The sequence below is a fragment of the Rhodopirellula sp. JB055 genome (genome assembly GCF_043100905.1).
Lineage (GTDB): Bacteria > Planctomycetota > Planctomycetia > Pirellulales > Pirellulaceae > Rhodopirellula.
In genome coordinates this window covers 1-19,081 of sequence record NZ_JBICHO010000334.1, presented here as the reverse complement: position 1 = coordinate 19,081, position 19,081 = coordinate 1, and the positions used below count along the sequence as shown (strand labels likewise).

Genomic DNA, 19,081 nt, shown 5'->3' with positions numbered 1-19,081 from the left:
ATCGCCTCTTCTCGATGACCTTTTTGCCACAGTGATTCGGACATTCCACGATGTGCCGCGTCGTTGACACTGGACACCTCGAGAGCCTCATTGAACAGCGTTTCCGCGACCATCCAATCGCCTTGACGCATCGCCTTGGTCCCTTGCCGGGAAAGCCGTCGGGCGGCAATCGATTGCCGGCTTTCACCAAACCGGCCGATTCCACGACACCCCATCGAACATGGAAGGGTCGTGAAACACGTCAGCAGCAAGCCCAGACGAAGTGCTTTCTGCGAGAACGCGAGAACCGCCCCAGATCTCGTCCCAGCACCAAACGCGCACGCCCATCGGCTGCATCTCGCTGGATGCCAATCGGCAGGAGGACGCTTCAGTTTCACGCGGTTCAATCCGGAAGAAGACAAGCGGCACCGCACGACAAAGGTGGCGCCACTGCCACGCATAGCAAATCTGCACGCTTCAATGCCAGAGAACTCGAAAACCCCCGCCAACCTCACAAGCTGCCCAAGGCTCCAGCCCGTGCAGTTCTCAAGGTTTGGATTGCCAGTCGCCCCCCCCCTGTGGTGTGCAGCAAGTGCTATTCGGGTATCGCCCCGGATGGGGCCGGCGTGGAATCGGGGGGCGTCCCTCGCTCACGCTTTTTGAAGTTGCGCTTTTCTCAAAACCCGAAGCGTCAGCTTTTTCATAACCCGAAGCGTCAGCGAGGCGAAGTCAACATCGTTTTTCCCTCGCTGACGCTTCGGGTTATGAAAAAAAACATGCCGCACGCAAAAGCGCAACTTCAAAACTCACGTGTCGGGTTGTGATGGGTGGAGGCTGCCGGAATTCGCCAAAGCACAGCACCCCAAAACGGCCCCCTCCCTCCCTCCAAGCGAGATCGTCTTTGCCTGCCAATGAACCGGCAAGGTTTACCAGACCGGAACAGGCGATTGGACCGGCAAGTCTTGCTTCACCGGACCGACCGTCACGACCGAATCCTCAGTGCAAATCGCTGCAGAATCAGCCGATCGATCAGCAACAGCGGAGGACTTCTCGCACGCTCAGCGTCGCGAAGCCCCCGGCGTGATCGGTCACACGAGAACACGTCCGACGTGTTCATCTTCAACTGGAATGCACCTGATGTTGCCACATTCGCTTGCTGAATCCGAAGCAGAAGCACCTGGAATGTTGCTGGAAGAACTGGAACGTCGACAGGACGACGTGCTGGCTCAACTCGATGACCTTGAAGCGAAACTCAACGAAGTTCTCAGTGGACTGAAGATCGAACCGGACACAACTCCGCTCGACTGACCTGCGCAGAACAACTTGCGATACCAAGTCATTCGAGCACCGCAGGGTCGCGAAACCAAACCTTGCCGAATGACCGCCGCTTTTCTGACCAAATTTCCGAGGGGTCCAGCCTCGATGACGTAGGCTTCATTATGAAGTGTCACGAACTCGCTGAGAAAGTCTCGCAACTGCGACCGGAACTGTCGCCGACAGACGTCGCGCGCCTGTGTTTGATGATACTCAACCAAGAGGACAGCCCATCACGGCTGAACGACCCAGAGGTTCTGCAATCAGTCTGGCAAAACGTCAGCTTCCGATTCGAAGCGGCGATCGACCAACACACAGCCGTTTCGCGGGAGTTGGACACGTTGCTCAACGATGGCCCAGTTGAGTTCTCACCGGACCAATTGTGGACGCTGCTTCGGGCGGTCAAGGTCCAAGGCCAAATGCTGGACCTCTACACCCAAGACGTTTCGCTGGCTTAAGCAGGTGTCTTCGGGACGGTGAACCTTTCGTTCGCCTGGATTCTCGTACTCAACCGGTCAAACGACAGGTTGGAAGCCAATCCGACAGCCAAATGGCGAGACTGCTGATCAGCGTTGATCAACGGGCACCACGTCTCGCTCAGTCGCACCGGTGTAGATCTGACGCGGGCGATTGATGCGCGATGCTGGGTTGGAGTGCATTTCACGCCAGTGCGCCAGCCATCCGGGAAGACGACCGATGGCGAACAACACCGTGAACATCTGGACGGGAATTCCGAGAGCTCGGTAAATCACACCGGAATAGAAATCGACGTTGGGATAAAGCTTCCGCTCGATGAAGTACTCGTCTTTGAGCGCCACTTCTTCCAATTTCTGAGCCACTTCGAACAACGGGTCGTCCAGGTTCAGTTTGGCCAGCAACTTGTCACAACTGGCGCGGATGATGGTCGCTCGTGGGTCAGAGTTTTTGTAGACACGGTGACCGAATCCCATGATCCGGAAATCGTTCGTTTTGTCTTTCGCCATGTCGACGTACTTCTGAACGTTGCCGCCGTCGGCTGCGATCGTTTCCAGCATGTTGACACAGGCTTCGTTCGCACCACCGTGAAGTGGTCCCCACAAGGCACCGATGCCGGCGGAGATTGATGCGAAAAGATTGGCGTTGCTGCTTCCCACCATTCGCACCGTCGACGTGCTGCAGTTTTGTTCGTGGTCAGCGTGCACGATGAACAGCAAATTCAATGCTTCCGCGAAATCAGGATCGACCAAGTAATCCGAGGTCGGTGTCGCGAACATCATGTACAAGAAATTCTCGCAATACTCCAACTCGTTCTTGGGGTACATGAACGGTTGGCCCATCGATTTCTTGTAGCTGTACGCTGCGATCGTGGGCAGTTTCGCAATCAGCCGGTACAACGAGATCTCGACCTGGCGAGGATCATTCAGGTCCAACGAATCCTGATAGAACGTCGACAACGCCCCCACCACACTGCTGAGAATCGCCATCGGGTGAGCGTCGCGAGGAAAGCCGTTGTAAAACGACCGCATGTCCTCGTGAATCATCGTGTGTTCGCGAATGCCCGAGCGGAACGTTTCGATTTCATCCTTGCTGGGCAAATCGCCAAAGATCAGCAGGTAAGCCACTTCGACGAAGTCGCAGCTTTTCGCCAGTTGCTCAATCGGATAGCCGCGATAACGCAGAATCCCTTTTTCACCATCCAAAAACGTGATGGCACTGCGGGTGCTGCCCGTGTTGACAAAGCCATCGTCCAAAGTGATCACGCCGGTGTCAGCACGCAGACGACTGATGTCGATCGCTTGTTCACCTTCGGACCCCTCCAATAAAGGCAACTCAAGGTTGGATTCCCCGAATTGGACTCGGACGGTGTCGGCTCGTTGAATTTCCAAACTGGACGAGGAGCTCATGGGCAATCTATTGGATGCAATTACGAGTTGGCGGGACGTCTTAGGGCGACAGACGTAGTGTAGCCCTGCGTCCTGCGAGCGACAATCAGCGGCAGCCAACATCCGATGGTCAGAGAGGACGATTTTGAACTTTGGCGTTCTCACCCGTCCGGGTTCCCCCATTCCTGACAAGTTCTCTCAACGAAAAATTTGGTCGCGGAAAGACCAACGTGAAACCACCCCGGCTCCCGTCGAGAAGGTCCTGCCGTTTTTGAGTGCTGTGTCGATAACGTCTTGGTTCGAACGTTTTTCCGTGTCACAATTCGTTCATCGCACTTCGCGGTGCCCAAACCATTGACGGCCCCCATTTGGCCACCATCGTTTTCTCGTCCACCGCAAGCGTGACGTGAAAAGTTCCCCGCGAAGCTTGGCCGAATCGAATCCGTTTGGATCGATTTCCTGCACGCCCGCGAAAGAATCATTCAGTCCCGAGGAGTCGGATGCGAGCTCACATTCTGGTTGTGGAAGATGAACGGCACCTCGGTGTTGGCATCAAATACAACCTCGAAGCCGAAGACTACCGTGTTTCATTGGTCGAAGACGGCCCCTCGGCGTTGCAATTGATCGAACATTCCGGCAACTCGATCGATCTGATCGTGTTGGATCTGATGCTGCCGGGAATGAGTGGCTACACCGTCTGCGAACAAATTCGCGAATCGGGCAACACGACTCCCGTGCTGATGCTGTCGGCGCGGACGTTGTCCGAAGACCGTGCTCGCGGATTCGACGTCGGGGCCAACCAGTACATGAGCAAACCGTTCGATCTGTACGAACTGATCAGCCGAGTTAAAAATTTGTTGCAAACTTCTTCTGCCGGCGCGGCCGCTCGCCCCGTCGCGGTCTCGGAAAGCGTTGACACAATCGCGTTTGGCCGAGTGGAAGCGGACTTTCGAACCCACCAGGTCTCCGTCGATGGCCAACCCATCAAGATGACGCCGAAGGAACTCCGTTTGCTGCGTTACTTCGTCGAGAATCCGGAACGCGTGATCAACCGCTCCGAGCTGCTGACTCAGGTCTGGGAAATGTCCGGCAATTTGCAGACTCGAGCGGTTGATCAGTTCATCGCTCGCTTGCGAAAAGCGATTGAGCCATCGCCCGCCGAGCCAATTCATTTGTTGACCGTTCGCGACGCCGGTTACCGATTCGTGCTCGAACCTGAAACCCTGAAACCCTGAAACCAGAAACAGCAAACGACTAAACCACTCGTCGCCGCCAGAGCTTCCCCGCTCGCCGGTCACTGGACGGCTTGGTACGCTATCGCAAATCACGACTTTTACTTCCGCCAACCACAAACCCCCACGAGCACCATGGCTTTCACGCTGCCCGAATTGCCGTATGCCTACGACGCCCTCGAGCCGCACATTGACGCGCGGACGATGGAAATCCACCACACCAAGCACCACAACGCTTACGTGACCAAGACCAACGACGCGTTGGCTGGTACCGATCTGGCTTCCAAGTCGATCGAAGAAGTCATCTCCGACCTCTCGGCCGTTCCCGATGACAAACGCGGCGCGGTCCGCAACAACGGTGGCGGACACGCCAACCACTCGCTGTTCTGGACCATCTTGGGTCCTGGCAAAGGTGGTTCGCCATCTGGCGATTTGGCTGCGGCCATCGACGAAGCCTGCGGTTCGTTCGACGCCTTCAAAGAACAGTTCGCCAACGCGGCTGCCACTCGCTTCGGCAGTGGCTGGGCGTGGTTGTACGTTTCCGAAGGAAAACTGAAAGTTGGCAGCACCGCCAACCAAGACAACCCGTTGATGGGCGAAGCCGTTGCCGGCATCGCAGGCACACCAATCTTGGGATTGGACGTTTGGGAACACGCTTACTACCTGAACTACCAAAACCGTCGTCCTGATTACATCGCTGCGTTCTGGAACGTGGTCGACTGGGACGCCGTTGCCGACCGCTTTGCGGCCGCCAAGTAACCCCTGGCTCAGCAACTCCATTGACTTGCGTGACCGCTTGCCCCACCCCGGGCGAGCGGTTTTTTCATGCCCTTGCGAAATGAGGATTCACCGAGATAATTGCGGCTTTCCCACTAAAAACACACGACTTCTTAGGAACTGAACGCCATGCCACTCGTCCCCCTTCGCGTTGTCTTGGATCACGCCGCTGAAAACAATTACGGCGTTGCGGCGTTCAACGTCAACAACATGGAGCAGATCCAGGCGATCATGGAAGCTGCTGATGAAACCGATTCGCCGGTCATCATCCAAGCTTCGCGTGGCGCTCGTGCTTACACCCAAGACACCTACCTTCGCCACCTGATGATGGCCGCTGCGGAACTGTACCCACAGATTCCAATCGTCATGCACCAAGACCACGGCAACAGCCCCGAGACCTGCTTGTCGGCGATCGAAAATGGCTTCACCAGCGTCATGATGGACGGCTCGCTCGAAGCTGACGGTCAAACCCCAGCCGACTACGACTACAACGTCAAAGTCACCGCCGAAGTCGTGAAGATGGCTCACGAGCGCGGCGTCAGCGTCGAAGGCGAACTGGGTTGCCTCGGATCGCTCGAAGATGGTGGCGGCGAACAAGAAGACGGCCACGGTGCAGTCGGAACGCTGACCCACGACCAATTGTTGACCGACCCTGATGAAGCCAAACGATTCGTCGACGAAACCGGCGTGGATGCCTTGGCCGTCGCGATCGGAACCAGCCACGGTGCTTACAAGTTCACCAGCAAGCCAACCGGCGAAGTCTTGGCCATGGATCGCATCGAAGCCATCCACGCCAAGATCCCAAACACTCACTTGGTCATGCACGGCAGCAGCAGCGTGCCACAAGAATTGCAAGACATCATCAACCAGTACGGTGGTGAGATGAAGCAAACCTACGGCGTGCCAGTCGAAGAAATCCAACGTGGTATCAAGAGCGGTGTTCGCAAGATCAACGTCGACACCGACTGCCGCATGGCGATCACCGGTGCGATCCGCAAAGTCTTGACCGAAGACAAAGCCGCCTTCGACCCACGTGCGTACTTGAAACCAGCCCGCGCTGCGATGAAGGACGTCTGCGTCGCCCGCATGACCGCCTTCGGCCAAGCCGGCAACGGTGCCAAGTTGCGTGCGACTCTCTAAGCCGCAATCTGCCCCGGTTCGCGTTTCACTAACCTAAACGCGAACAAACGACACACCATTTAAAAGCCTGGAACGGAACCATCCGCTCCAGGCTTTTTTCATGCGATGTTCGTTCCGACACAACACCATTCGACAAGCACGTTCGCCAGAGTAGAACAATTGTCTCAATTGTTCCGCCTGGCAACTCAACCTCCCGAGCGACTCCAAGCGTTCACTGTTCTCGACATTCGCGCCATGTTGCTCGACGATTCTGAAGCTGCCACGCAAACAATTGAGGACAACTGTTCTACTCTCTCGTCAAAGACGAGCGCAGCCCCACAGCTCGGAATGAGGATCGATTCAATGAGCCGTTTGGGCATTAGCCCCGGTTCCACCACAGAACCGAGGCAAGTGCCCAAATCCCTCAGTCAATCAACAGCCGGCAAGACACAGAAACACCGAAAGCCCTCCACGCCGAAGGTACGAAAGAATCCAGCCAACGAACGAGCAAAGCAAACACCGCCGAAGCCACGCTGCAAAACTCCCGGCCCGCCCCCAAACGCGGTCGCCCATCGCCCACGCTGAGTTCTGCGCCACCCTTCCGGGGTCGACTGACGCTTTCTTCCCATGTTCGGCCGGTGCACTCCGCGACCAACGGCTACCATCTAATAATCCATGGTCGCGACAAACTCCGCGGGGAATGGATCCAAAAATTCACGACGATAAACAAGGAATCTCTCGACATCTTCTCCGACGAAGAACGGTTGGCTGGGACCGTCACGGAAATCACGGATGAAGGCGTCTTTGTTGTTGGTCCCAAAGAGCAACTTTACATTGCAGATCATTCGGGATCCGAATTGAAAGAAGTCAGCGCGACGAGGCAAAAAGGGACGGGGGTCAATTAGAGGCGTTTTGCTTTCAAAGTCTTCCTTGCTGTCGGAATGTGGCCCGAGGGTCATGTCGGTCAACGAGTTGCTCGTCTCAGTTGGAGAGGACCGTTGGCCAACGTCTGAGCGAGTTTTTTGCGCTGGCCAACAGCCACTTGTGCCCCTTCGCTAAACTGAAACTTGGACATTCAAATTCCACCACTCTGATCCACACGGAAACAAGCATGTCATACGAAATCACTGAGATTGCCGAGGGGAAGATCATCGAACTGGTTCTCTCTGGCAAATTGACTGGGGAAGCCTACGAACAGTTTGTGCCGGTGGTCGACGCGCAAATTGAACGTTGGGGCAAAGTCCGCATGATGGTCGTGCTGACCGATTTTCATGGCTGGGACGCCGCCGCACTCTGGGCCGATACCAAGTTCGCAATGAAACATTTCAGCGATATCGAACGACTCGCACTCGTCGGCGAATCGAAGTGGGAAGCCGGCATGGCAACCTTCTGCAAGCCGTTCACCAAAGCCGCCGTCAAATACTTCGACCACGCGAACATCGAAGACGCCCGGGCGTGGATCCAAGAAGCCTGAGCAGGTCGGCCACTCTTGGCCGACATCCGCCACTCGGACGGGCAAGAGTGCCCATCCTACAAACGCTGCAACGTTGTTGACGACTCAATCAACAAGCCGAGAAAGGATCGGGCGCAATCAGGTGATTGCCGTCTGGCGTTGGGTAGACCTTGCCCAAGTTTCATCCCGCAGGGATGAAGAGTGACTTCGCCCCAACGGGGCAGACCTAGCGAATTGAGGGGAGTCTTTCGTAGCGCCGCCCCGTTGGGGCTCGTGCCGGAGCCTCCGCAATGAACCCCAGGCGATGCCTTTTGAAGTTGCGCGTTTGGGTGAGGCATTGGTTTTTTCATAACCCGACGCGTCCGCGAGGCGAAGTCAACATCGTTTTTCCCTCGCTGACGCGTCGGGTTATGAAAAAGCTGACGCGTCGGGTTGTGAAAAAGCTGACGCTTCGGGTTTTGAGAAAAGCGCAACTACAAAAGGCGATGCCTGGGGCTGTCTTAGAAATGCCCCGTTGGGGCGTCGGACAGAACTCTCGCCAACTTGCTTCGATACGGGGTTGGATTCGGCTGACGTCCAACACCTGTATCAACCAACTCTGCGGCACACCAACCTTACCCGCGGACCGCCGCGTTGATTGCTGCGATGTCGATCTTCTTCATCGTCATCATTGCATTGAAGGCTCGTTTCGCAGCGGCAGAGTCTGAACTGGTGATCGCTTGAGTCAGAACGGTTGGGGTTATCTGCCAATTCAACCCCCATTTGTCTTTGCACCACCCGCACTGGCTCTCGTCACCGCCATTGCTGACGATGGCGTTCCAGTAGCGATCTGTGTCGGCTTGATCAGCGGTTGCGACTTGAAAGGAGAACGCCCAGTTATGCTCGACACCAGGACCACCATTGAGACCGACGCAGGCGATCCCCAGCACCGTGAATTCCACCGTGAGAACATCTCCCTTATTCCCCGATGGAAAATCAGCAGGCGCTCGATGCACAGCACCGACAGATGAATCGGGGAATGTCTCGGAATAGAATTGAGCTGCCCCTTCCGCGTCATCATCAAACCAGAGGCAAACTTTGTTTTTAGCGTTTGTCACTTTCCATTTCCCTTGAAAGACAGCGATTCGTTCTACATTCACCAACTGGTCGAGTGGAGAGAGATCCAATCGACAGGGAGCAAAAAAGAAACCGGGAAATTCACCCGAGTCTTGAGCGTTCCAATCGCGACGAATAACCTCCTCGGTCAGCAATCGTGCTACAGCGAGGCGATGTCGACTTCACCCTCGTTTCTGCATGCCTGGGATGGCCCAATGGTTTACTGGATGATAGTCACCAGCCATTCACTTCCCTTCGCTAAAATGAAATGGCACGTTTGACGTCCATTCATTCACTCGCACGGAAACCAGCATGTCATACGAAATCAATGAGATTGCCGAAGGAAAAATCATTGAACTGGTTCTCTCTGGCAAACTCACGGGGGAAGCCTACGAACAATTCGTCCCTGTGGTCGACGCCCAAATTGAACGCTGGGGCAAAGTCCGGATGATGGTCGTGCTCACCGATTTTCATGGCTGGGACGCTGCCGCACTCTGGGCCGATACCAAGTTCGCAATGAAACATTTCAGCGATATCGAACGACTCGCACTCGTCGGCGAATCGAAGTGGGAAGCCGGCATGGCACCCTTCTGCAAGCCGTTCACCAAAGCCGCCGTCAAATACTTCGACCACGCGAACATCGAAGACGCCCGGGCTTGGATCCAAGAAGCCTGAGCAGGTCGGCCACTCTTGGCCGACATCCGCCACTCGGACGGGCAAGAGTGCCGATCCTACGAGTGTCAAAACGTCATTGACGAATCGATCAACAAGCCGAGAAATGATTGGGTGCGATCATGTGACTGCCGTTTGGCGTTGGGTAAACCTTGCCCAAGTTTCATCCCGCAGGGATGAAGAGTGACTTCGCCCCAACGGGGCAGACCTATGCCAGCCCAGGGCAACGCCCTGGGTTGAGGCGGCCCCAAGATTGCAAAGCCCCAACGGGGGCGGTCCTAACGACGCAGGCCCCCAAGAATGCAGGCCAACACGGTTTTCACGCGATTTAAATTGGACCGCACCAACCGCCTTCAATCACAACCCGAAGCACGACTTTTGAAGTTGCGCTTTTGCATTCGGTTTTGTTGGCCAAAGGCCTTCGTCATCGTAGCCTGGGGCATCGCCCCGGGGATCACGAACGAAGAGAAATGAGTTGGCCAACGGCCAACATCACCCACACGCGTTGAATTGAATTTGGCCGTTGGCCAAAATGGGGCCGTGTTTTTCCGCTCCAGGGACGATGCCCCTGGCTATGTTGAACGAGGCCGTTGGCCATTCGAGGAAAAACGCAAATTCAAAAGTCACGCTTCGCGTTCGGATCCAATCACCAAGCCGTCACGAGTTTCGACTTGCCTGACACAACCCCCGTAAGCCTTCACGACTTTCGCTACGGGGCTGCAGACCGACCACCAGGAGATCACTCCGCGATCACGTGCCCAGGCACGATCAACAGTGGATGCGGGCTGCGACGTAGGCGATCGTTCACAAAGCCTTGGATGAATCGGTCGTCGACTTCCAATGGCATGACCAGCAATTGCTGCGTCGAATCCGAGAGTGGATGCGGCGGTGCGAGCTCGCCGGCTTGCGGGATCAATGCGTAGTTCATCTTCATCTCGCGTGCGGTCGCATTCATCGCGGCATGCAATTGTGTGTGAGCCTGCGCCAGTGCGACGCTCAAATTCTCCACATCGAACGCTTCACCAGGACGAAGCGACTCCAAAATGCTTCGCACATTTTCGAAGTGCTCTTTCTCAACAACCAAGTTCAACGAAACCTCCGCTCCGGGCGCTGCCAAACCAAACGCCCACGCCGCCGCTCGACTTTCGACGTCGCATTCACTGCCCGCCATCAACAGGACGCGTTTGCGACATGTTTGGAAGACTTGATCGGCTCGGCGTGTCACCAATATCGGAACCGGACAGCGTGAAAGCAGCACGTCCATCACGGTGCCCACACTGTCTGTGCCGACGCGTTCAAACGAGCGTCCAAAGGGACAGGGCACAATGACCATGTTCACGTCGTGAGTTCGCAACGCCTGCAGAATGACCTCAAACGCTTCGCCTTCGCCACGAGCGATCGCGCGGCCACCACTCATTTGACGAGCCGCCTGGATCGCATCTTCCGTGGGCCCATCGGTCGTCTCCACGTTGTCGCGAGCGTCCAGCACCAACGTCTCGGTATTGAATTCTTCACGAAGCGTTTTGGCGGTTTCGATCGAGGTCGCATCCTGGGGTGAACCATCCAACACCAAGATCACACGGGCCGGCCGAATCGGCGTCAGTGGCGTCGCCGATCCCACTTTCGCTCGTTCGAACATCCGCATCGCATCATCGACATCACGATCCAAGTCGGGTGATTGATCCATTACTTTAGTCGCTCGCTAGAAAAGAAATCTCAGTGGACAGGCAACGTCGGCACCGCCGTGATATCAGGAATGTACCCCTGATGGTGCATCCACATCACATAGAAAATCGCGCCGATGACTTGCACCACCATGATGCCGCCCCCCAGTTTCAGGAACGTGCCCCAGCCAACGTGAATGCCGGCCTCCCGCTTCAATGCGTAAATCGCGATCACGCAGGAGATCGACCCAATCGGAGTTCCGTTGCCACCCAAATTGCAGCAAATCACCAACGTCCACCACAACGGTTCAGCAGGCACGCCGGTTTCGCCACCTGAAACATCTTGGACGATCGGAATCAACGTCGCGGCGACCGGAATGTTGTCGACAATCGAGCTGGCCACGGCCGAGAAACCGCCCATCAGTGGAACCAACAATTCGATCCGATTGTCGGACACCATCACGACTTGCTGCGCCACCCATTTCAGTGCTCCGGTGTGCTTGACGCATCCGATGATGATGAACAACCCCATGAAGAACAAAATCACGGTCCAGTTCACTTTGCCGATCGCATCCTCGACGCCTTTACCAGAGAACAGCAACGCGGCAGTGGCTCCCACCATCGCGACAAAATCCATGCCCACGCCGAGCGGTTGTGCCAACGCGAAACCAACCACCGTGCTCAACAAGATCAAAGAGCTTCGCAGCAAGACGCGTTTGTCTTCCACCAATGCCCAAGGATCAAAACCCTCGATCTGTTGCTTCAAAGCGACCTTGTCCTCCTCGGACTGCTTCCATGGCAAATCGTTCCGAAAGAACCAACGCAGCCCAGCGATCGCGATGACCAAACTGACCACGGCGTAGGGCAACGACACTCGCAAGAAGTCAACGTAAGGAATCCCGGCTGCGGTTCCGATCATGATGTTCGGCAAACCACTGGCAAACGTCGCGATCGCGCCGCTGTTCGCACACACCGCCACCGACAACAACAACGGCATCGGCTTGTAACCAAGCGACCGGCAGATCACCAAAACCAACGAGCTGAGAATCAACATCGCGGGGACGATCGTCAACACGCTGACGAACAAGAACGTGACCACGCACAACGTCATGAACAATCGCGTTGCTTGACCACCTGTCATTCTCACGATCCACATGCTGATGAAGTGGAACAGCCCGCTTTTGCCGACGACATCCACCAAAATCCCGGTGCCGATGATGACGCCGAAGATGTTGAGGTCTTCTTTCAGAAAGTTGTAGATCGTTGGGTATTCAAATAACCCCAGCGCGACGCTCAGGATCACCAAGACTGCGGCACCACACAGCGCCGCGACGGTCTTGTGAAAGCGTTCGATCGCGACCCCGACGTAAGTCGCCATCATCACAACAGCGAACAACACCATCACCCAAGCGGGTGCGGACGCGGTGGGCATCTCCGTCAGCGATGCGGCCAACATCATAGAATCACTCCGGAAAGAACTCGGACTCGTTCGTGCGGCAGCCTAACGCACGGCAGGAAAGCAACCAACCGGCAACACATTGACGCAGGCCACCTTCGACCGCCTCGAAGCGGCCCCTCCTTCCCAAATGGCACGGGTGTCTTCACCAGTCGAAACCGATTCTTTCGTCGATCGGAAGCATTGAAAAAGTCAAATTGACATTTGTGAATTGCAAATTTGCTTATCATCCGTCCGCGATCGCCTGCGTGGTTAGCCACGCACGATGAAGCAAGGGGTTTCGTAGCGGACGAGGCGACGAGTCCCGTGGATGAGGATTCGTGGCCTCATCCACTACGCCAGTCATTGCTTCTTCGTTGCGGCGGAGGGGTCTGACGCGAACGTTTGAAAATGAATTGGGTTGCGATGTGGCTCGGAGGTCCAGAGCAGCCCGACGGAAAGCTTGAGGACAACGGATCTACCCTGACGCTTCGCGGACCGTCACGACGCTCGCCAAGCTGCGATCGATGACGCTCGAGACATCGAAAAGAAGCCGAGCCCCATGGGGAACTCGGCTTGTCGCAGCGATCCAGTGACACGAAACGAGAGCAACGCGAACTCGGGTCAACTCCCGTCGCGAATCGCTTCTTCGCGAGCTTGGTCGCTTTCGGCATCCATCTCCAAGAACTCTTCCTCGGTCATCTCGGGTTCCGGATTCACCGTTACTTCGTTGCTGGAACCGCAACCTGACAAACAAACGGCCAACAACCACACGCCTGACATTTTCAAAATCGAACTCACAGTCTTCTCACAATTCATGGATACAAACAAAGAAACGAACGCGCATCCTCAGTAATGCAACGCGAACACTACCTTCGGGCAGACGACTACTGCTCCAACGTCGATGTTTCTCTCGCGTTGATGCTGCCGGCTGCACCCCACACGCCGTAGTTGCTAGCGGAACCTGCTGGCGGTGCTCCAGGCGCGGTGGTACCGATCGGCCCTTGGTTGGTGTTGCCCGTGTCCACGCTGTCGGTGATGAACTTGACCGCACCATCCCCCATCAACACATGGCACCCTCCCTGGTGGCGACTGCCCGCCGAGAAGACCCCGCCGGGTCCGTTGGCATCCCCATTGCCTCGAACCGCGTTGACAGAGTTCGGAGGAAAGGTCTGCCCCACTCCAGACATCATGGGCTCACCTTGGGCCCAATTTGAACCGCGAAAACGATTGCCTTGGCCGCTGGTGTCCACCGCCAGCGTCACGCCGGGACGATAGAACAACGGACGTTCAGGATCGCGAGCGAACTCGAGGATTTCAGCCTTTGGATTGTTCCGCATCGTGTTGCCACTACCATTTCGAACCAGCACATCTCCCGCCAATTCTCGCGAACCATTGCTTCGCTGGATCTCCGCCATCGCGATGGAATTGCTCAGCCCATCCAGGACATCGCGAAATCGTGTGACAAATCGATCTTTGAAGAAACCACGGTGCTGACCGATGTTTCGCGGCGTGCCAGCGTTGTTCCGAGTGTTGTTGCAGTTCCAAAAGGAGTCCCCAAAACTAAAACCGTAGTTCAACTGACCAAACGCAACGGTTCCAATCGGCGCGGTATCGGAAGGGCACAGCAATGTTGGAATCTGAGTCCGCCAGGGCTCGTAGCTTGAGTTGTATGCGGCTGGTCCCATCGGAGGCCAATCGGTTCCGCCGGACCCGCGATACGGGTTGGAGATCTGCTCCCAGACCGCTTGCTGTTCGATGAATGGCGTCAACCCAACCATCGCCGACAAACGCTCGCGGTTGGTCAACAAAGCACTGGTGGTCGGTGTCCCGGATCCGCCGCCTTGCTGAGTCAATTGGTTGTAGGCGGAGTGGTAGTTGTGAAGCGCCAACCCAAGCTGCTTGAAGTTATTGGAACAGGACATTCGTCGGGCCGCTTCTCGAGCCGCTTGCACTGCCGGAAGCAGCAATCCCACCAAAACACCAATGATGGCAATCACCACCAACAATTCCACCAAAGTGAAACCGCTGCTGGCTCGTCGCGTTGTTCTCTTCATCAAAATCCACCTGGGAATGAGGCAAGGGCGGCAGAGCTGCTGTGCACCCTCCATCCGGGGCACATGAAAACAGCCCGAATCCATAGATTAGCAGACCTAATAAAACGAGTCACACGCCAATCGCTCAAAACATTCAAAAAAATGACTTACTCACGCACCGAGGGCTCTTGAACTCACACCACAACTAAGACAGAGCACCAAAACCCTGCGCTAACTAATGAGCAAAGCCAAGCACAAAAACCACCCCACAGGATCACATCACGCCCACCAAACTGGCTGCATGCTCAGGAAATCGCAGGCGTTTCGCGGCGAAGCAATTGGTCCACACGGGCCAGAATCGAACAGGCCCTGCCAGCCCAAACCGTCAAACAAGCTGGTCCGCGATTCGGCGGCCAAGCGATCGCATGGTCGTGACACCTGTTTCAAACCGGCCGGCAAAATGAATGAATCCATGCAGCATGTCCGACGCGGTTTCGCGGCTCACGCTCACACCGGATGCTTCCAACCTGTCCGCGAGCGTCAAGCCTTCGTCGCGCAACACGTCGTACCCCGCCACCAAAACATGCGTCGCAGGAAATCCACGAAAATCTGCCTTCATCAGATCCGCCAACGGCTCCACATTCTGGCAGGCATCGACGTCAAACAAGTCCGCCCCCTCTCGACCCAAGTAGTTCGCCCAAAACCACTGCATCGTCTGCTTGGTCAAACCAAACCCAAATTCAAATTCGCGGTAGGAACCTGAATCGAACGCTGGCGTCACGACGGGATAAACCAACACGGCGTACTTCACCGAGACATCCGGATCATCCTTCGCTAGCAGCGTCACCGCCGCGGCCAAATTGCCACCGGCACTGTCGCCCATCACAGCCAAACGATTCGCGTCCACCCCAAGCGCACCCGCCATATTCGAAATTGCTTTCGTCGCTACCAAGCAATCCCAGACAGGCCCAGGAAACGGCGACTCAGGTGACAGCCGATAATCGACCGATACCACCACAGCCCTTGAAGCCTCCGCTAAACGACGGCAAGTCGTGTCGTGCGACTCAACGTCGCCGAGCACCCAGCCACCTCCATGGAAAAACATGACCACTGGCGCCTCATTCGACAAACCGAGCGGACGGTACACCCGCACCGGCACGGACAACCGTTGCCCCTCGCCGGTCGTTTCCTCCACCAAGCGATCTTCGATGGCCTGCATCTCCGGCCCATCGCCAAAGCTATCCACCAAAGCCGAGAACCCGCGTCGAGCTTTTTCAACACCGAGTTGCTCCCAACGTGGAGGCTGAGCTTCTCGCAACCAAGCGAGGAATGTTTGAGCTTGCGGATGAAGTGTCATGGATCGTTTCCGTCGAGTCCTGTGATGTCGGGCGTATCCTAACAATCCGCTTCTTCGGTGCACGCCCCCGCCGGACCGCTCCCAATCATCGTGCCGCGTGTCTTCGCGTCGGCTCTCAGATCGGACGCTTTGATTGTGGACGCGTCGCTCCGGCGGTAAGCTCTTGACGTTTCGATTCACCACATTCGCAGCTCGAAACACCTCCCTGCTTCGCTAACGCTCCCCGGACACTGCTGACCATGGCTGACTACCAATACCACGACGTTTCCAAAATGGTGGACCACTCCTTGCTTCCACCCACGCTGACCGAATCGGACTTGGATTCCGGAATCGAGCTGGCGATCGCCTACGAAGTCGCCAGTGTTTGCATCCTGCCGTACTATCTGAAACGCTGTGCCGAACGACTGGCCGGTACCGGCGTGAAAGCATCGACCACGATCGGGTTCCCTCACGGCGGCCACACCACTGCGATCAAGAAAGCCGAAGCCGAGCAAGCGATCCAAGACGGCTGCGAAGAACTCGACTTCGTCGTCAACATCTCGCAGGTGCTCAGCGGTGGCTGGGACTACGTTCAAAACGAGATCGGCGTGGTGACCGAACTGACGCATGCTGCCGGGCAAAAGATCAAAGTGATCTTCGAGAACTGTTACTTGCAGGACGAACACAAGATTCGCCTGTGTGAGATCTGCACGGATCTCCAAGTCGACTGGGTCAAAACCTCCACCGGTTACGGAACCGGCGGCGCGACCATGGACGACCTGCGTTTGATGCGGCAACACTCCGGCGAGAACGTTCAAGTCAAAGCTGCTGGTGGCGTCCGCGACCTGAAGACCCTGCTCGAAGTGCGAGCCCTTGGGGTGACCCGCTGCGGCGCCAGCCGAACCGCAGAGATGCTTGGCGAAGCCCGCCAACAACTCGGCATGCCTGCGATCAATATCACCGCAACCGGCGCCTCCGGCTACTGATCCGCTCGGCTTGGCCGTGGAAGAACCAACGGTCGGGCACGGAACGAGTGGTCTGTCACGAGTTGTTTTTAGGGTAGTGGACGAGTGCCTTGCAAACTGGATGATTCCTCATCGATTTCGGTCGCCAGTTGCCCCGCCCGTCCCTGGGTCCACAAACGCAGCCCTTCCAAACGCTGCTTGCCACGAACGTAGTAATCCTGCCCGAGCATCCCAAGGTGCTCTTTGACGGCATTCGCGTAGAGCTCCGCGCTGGAATCGGTCAGCTCGACCCAGCCAAGCTTTTCGAATCCCAGTGCCAAGGCGGCAGCGATCTTTTGGTGCCCCGCAATGCTCGGGTGCACATGATCGACAAAACGCCCCGGGTCAGGAACTTGGTCCGCAATCATGTCGCCATGGACATTTCGCTCGTCCAGCAACGCTGGCGTGTCGACCAGCGGGACACCGTACTGATCGGCAATCAACCTAATTGCCCGAATGATCGCACTCGGTGCTCGCAACGGACAAACATCATGGTCACGAGCCGCGATCAATTGGGGGCGAGCCTGATCGCAATCACCCTGGTCATATAGAAGTCGCCCCAAGGCATAATTCGCCCCGGCATGAGCCGGGTCGATCAGCAAGCATTCACGAAGGGCGCCGATGCGCCGCGTTGGACTCTGATCCAGATCACAAGCGATCGCCCAGGCGGACCGAAAACGAGCCTCCTCTTCGTCCGTCCAATCCGTTCGCATTTGCATTTTAAACGGCGGCGTGTTGACCAACTCCGATGCGGGCACACACACGATCAGCGGCAGGTTTTTCTTCTGTGTTCGTTCAACCATCTTTTCCAGTGTGGCTGCAAAGTGTTCTTCCACACCACGTTGCCATGCAGGATCGCGTTGATAGCTGTCCAATCCACCAGGATGGTCCAACTTCATGTCAACATTCGCAGCCAACTCCGTTCGTTCTTGCGACGCAATGAACAACGATTGCAACCAGCGAACCGAGTGCAACTTGGATCCGATCGCGGTTGCCCAACGCCTGACCGCTCCCATCTCGCGAACATGCGCGTAGGTACGGTCCTCTAAGAATTCATTGTGACCGGTGTACAGCACGATCGCATCGGGTTCGTGTTCCAAGACTTCGTCCAGAATCTTGGCCACCCGGTAGCTGGCGTAACCTGTTCCACCGCAATTGATGACTTCGTACTTCGCGTCATCGTCGGCCGATTCCAACCACAAACGCAACCAAGTCGAAAAAGCGGTCTCCGTCGCATAGGGTCTACCTTGAACCGTCGACCCGCCCAACACAAACACCCGTCGAGTCCCCGGTGCTTTCTTCGCCGGGAACGATTCGGGCCGAAAGAAGTTGTATCGTTCCGGTGGAATCTCCCATCGATCCGCATCTTCATTCAGAACAAACAGCGGGCGAAGCTGATGCAGCCCCACGTAGGGATCGTAGTCGATTGCCTCGTCGTCGGCATAGTTGATGAAACGCAACCCCAATTCCAACATCACAACCGGCAGGAACGCGATCAACACAGCCATCAGCCGCATCGTCCACCGCCAACGGCGACTCTTCACAGCACGGCATCTTCCCTGTGGCTCACTGCGGTCGTCTGTGCGAGGCATGCGTTTCAACGAGATGCCCAGTTGAGGTGAACGATTGAGTTGTCAAACAAGACGAGGAACGTGATCGTGCAGAAACGATTGACCAGGACTGACGAGCGGTCTCAGGCCCCGGAAGCTTCTTTCCCGCACCCAATTTACAGTACTCGCTCAACCACCATTCCTCAAAAAGACACATCCACTTCTCCTGGCTACCCGACGCGTCAGTTTTGAAGTTGCGTTTTTGCTTGAGGCATTTTTTTTTCCATAACCCGACGCGTCAGCGCGGCTAAGTCAACATCGTTTTTTCCTCGCTGACGCTTCCGTATTTGAGAAAAGCGAAACTTCAAAACGCGTCCGCCAGACATTTCCCGCCCGATCGACGCGTCAGCGAGGCCCGCGCAGCAGACCCGACGGCCAAGATGGCGTCGCGCTGGTCCTTGCCACCAACCGATATGAAACGCTCGCGTTGACCGGAACTCAGCAGCAACTGTCGCCCGAGCAGCAATCGGAGGTGGTTGGCAATGAGATCGAG

The 19,081-nt window shown here is 56.3% G+C and carries 18 protein-coding genes; 8 read left to right on the top strand and 10 right to left on the bottom strand.

Annotated elements, in window-relative coordinates; translation table 11 throughout:
• Window positions 1–978: 978 nt before the first annotated feature.
• Window positions 979–1,287, top strand: a complete 309-nt coding sequence (locus ACF8AM_RS13245; RefSeq protein WP_392556085.1) for a hypothetical protein — start codon at window positions 979–981, stop codon at window positions 1,285–1,287.
• Between the two features lie 131 nt (window positions 1,288–1,418).
• Complete coding sequence (locus ACF8AM_RS13240) at window positions 1,419–1,751, top strand: hypothetical protein (protein ID WP_392556084.1); 333 nt, start codon at window positions 1,419–1,421, stop codon at window positions 1,749–1,751.
• Between the two features lie 108 nt (window positions 1,752–1,859).
• Here the strand turns inward: ACF8AM_RS13240 and ACF8AM_RS13235 are convergent, their stop codons facing one another.
• Window positions 1,860–3,176 (bottom strand): citrate synthase, encoded by a 1,317-nt coding sequence (locus tag ACF8AM_RS13235; RefSeq protein ID WP_392556083.1) that lies wholly within the window; start codon window positions 3,174–3,176, stop codon window positions 1,860–1,862.
• A gap of 479 nt (window positions 3,177–3,655) precedes the next feature.
• Here ACF8AM_RS13235 and ACF8AM_RS13230 point away from each other — a divergent pair, with 479 nt between their 5' ends.
• The 3 genes from ACF8AM_RS13230 to fba all read left to right on the top strand — a co-directional run bounded on the left by ACF8AM_RS13230 (window position 3,656) and on the right by fba (window position 6,304).
• Window positions 3,656–4,390 carry a response regulator transcription factor gene (locus ACF8AM_RS13230; protein WP_392556082.1) on the top strand — a complete coding sequence of 245 codons (735 nt, stop codon included), beginning with the start codon at window positions 3,656–3,658 and terminating at the stop codon, window positions 4,388–4,390.
• Between the two features lie 132 nt (window positions 4,391–4,522).
• The gene (locus ACF8AM_RS13225) at window positions 4,523–5,146 is read left to right on the top strand and encodes a superoxide dismutase (protein ID WP_392556081.1); all 624 of its coding nucleotides are present in this window, start codon (window positions 4,523–4,525) and stop codon (window positions 5,144–5,146) included.
• 147 nt (window positions 5,147–5,293) lie between these two features.
• Entirely contained in the window at window positions 5,294–6,304 is a 1,011-nt protein-coding gene (gene fba / locus ACF8AM_RS13220; RefSeq protein ID WP_392556080.1) for a class II fructose-bisphosphate aldolase, read from the top strand.
• Between the two features lie 644 nt (window positions 6,305–6,948).
• Here fba and ACF8AM_RS13215 read toward each other — a convergent pair.
• Window positions 6,949–7,128: a hypothetical protein gene (locus ACF8AM_RS13215; RefSeq protein ID WP_392556079.1), complete on the bottom strand. Its 180-nt coding sequence runs from the start codon at window positions 7,126–7,128 to the stop codon at window positions 6,949–6,951.
• A gap of 266 nt (window positions 7,129–7,394) precedes the next feature.
• On the opposite strand from ACF8AM_RS13215, the gene ACF8AM_RS13210 reads away from it, so the two are divergent.
• Window positions 7,395–7,757: an STAS/SEC14 domain-containing protein gene (locus ACF8AM_RS13210; RefSeq protein ID WP_007327867.1), complete on the top strand. Its 363-nt coding sequence runs from the start codon at window positions 7,395–7,397 to the stop codon at window positions 7,755–7,757.
• Window positions 7,758–8,350: 593 nt separating this feature from the next.
• Here the strand turns inward: ACF8AM_RS13210 and ACF8AM_RS13205 are convergent.
• Window positions 8,351–8,833 carry a VOC family protein gene (locus ACF8AM_RS13205; RefSeq protein ID WP_392556078.1) on the bottom strand — a complete coding sequence of 161 codons (483 nt, stop codon included), beginning with the start codon at window positions 8,831–8,833 and terminating at the stop codon, window positions 8,351–8,353.
• Between the two features lie 310 nt (window positions 8,834–9,143).
• Between ACF8AM_RS13205 and ACF8AM_RS13200 the strand changes: the two genes are divergently transcribed.
• The gene (locus ACF8AM_RS13200) at window positions 9,144–9,506 is read left to right on the top strand and encodes an STAS/SEC14 domain-containing protein (RefSeq protein WP_392556077.1); all 363 of its coding nucleotides are present in this window, start codon (window positions 9,144–9,146) and stop codon (window positions 9,504–9,506) included.
• A gap of 736 nt (window positions 9,507–10,242) precedes the next feature.
• On the opposite strand, the gene ACF8AM_RS13195 is transcribed toward ACF8AM_RS13200, so the two are convergent.
• From ACF8AM_RS13195 to ACF8AM_RS13175, 5 genes are all read right to left on the bottom strand, one after another.
• Window positions 10,243–11,190 carry a universal stress protein gene (locus ACF8AM_RS13195; protein ID WP_392556076.1) on the bottom strand — a complete coding sequence of 316 codons (948 nt, stop codon included), beginning with the start codon at window positions 11,188–11,190 and terminating at the stop codon, window positions 10,243–10,245.
• A gap of 29 nt (window positions 11,191–11,219) precedes the next feature.
• Complete coding sequence (locus ACF8AM_RS13190; RefSeq protein ID WP_392556075.1) at window positions 11,220–12,626, bottom strand: ArsB/NhaD family transporter; 1,407 nt, start codon at window positions 12,624–12,626, stop codon at window positions 11,220–11,222.
• A 600-nt stretch (window positions 12,627–13,226) separates the two neighbouring features.
• Window positions 13,227–13,403 carry a hypothetical protein gene (locus tag ACF8AM_RS13185; protein ID WP_392556074.1) on the bottom strand — a complete coding sequence of 59 codons (177 nt, stop codon included), beginning with the start codon at window positions 13,401–13,403 and terminating at the stop codon, window positions 13,227–13,229.
• An 86-nt stretch (window positions 13,404–13,489) separates the two neighbouring features.
• Entirely contained in the window at window positions 13,490–14,659 is a 1,170-nt protein-coding gene (locus tag ACF8AM_RS13180) for a DUF1559 domain-containing protein (protein WP_392556073.1), read from the bottom strand.
• 364 nt (window positions 14,660–15,023) lie between these two features.
• Window positions 15,024–15,995: an alpha/beta hydrolase gene (locus tag ACF8AM_RS13175; protein WP_392556072.1), complete on the bottom strand. Its 972-nt coding sequence runs from the start codon at window positions 15,993–15,995 to the stop codon at window positions 15,024–15,026.
• A 239-nt stretch (window positions 15,996–16,234) separates the two neighbouring features.
• Here ACF8AM_RS13175 and deoC point away from each other — a divergent pair, with 239 nt between their 5' ends.
• Entirely contained in the window at window positions 16,235–16,960 is a 726-nt protein-coding gene (gene deoC, locus ACF8AM_RS13170; protein WP_392556071.1) for a deoxyribose-phosphate aldolase, read from the top strand.
• 68 nt (window positions 16,961–17,028) lie between these two features.
• Here the strand turns inward: deoC and ACF8AM_RS13165 are convergent, their stop codons facing one another.
• Window positions 17,029–18,570 carry an SGNH/GDSL hydrolase family protein gene (locus ACF8AM_RS13165; RefSeq protein ID WP_392556070.1) on the bottom strand — a complete coding sequence of 514 codons (1,542 nt, stop codon included), beginning with the start codon at window positions 18,568–18,570 and terminating at the stop codon, window positions 17,029–17,031.
• A gap of 322 nt (window positions 18,571–18,892) precedes the next feature.
• Window positions 18,893–19,081: hypothetical protein (locus tag ACF8AM_RS13160; protein WP_392556069.1), on the bottom strand; the 189-nt coding region annotated here is incomplete at its 5' end.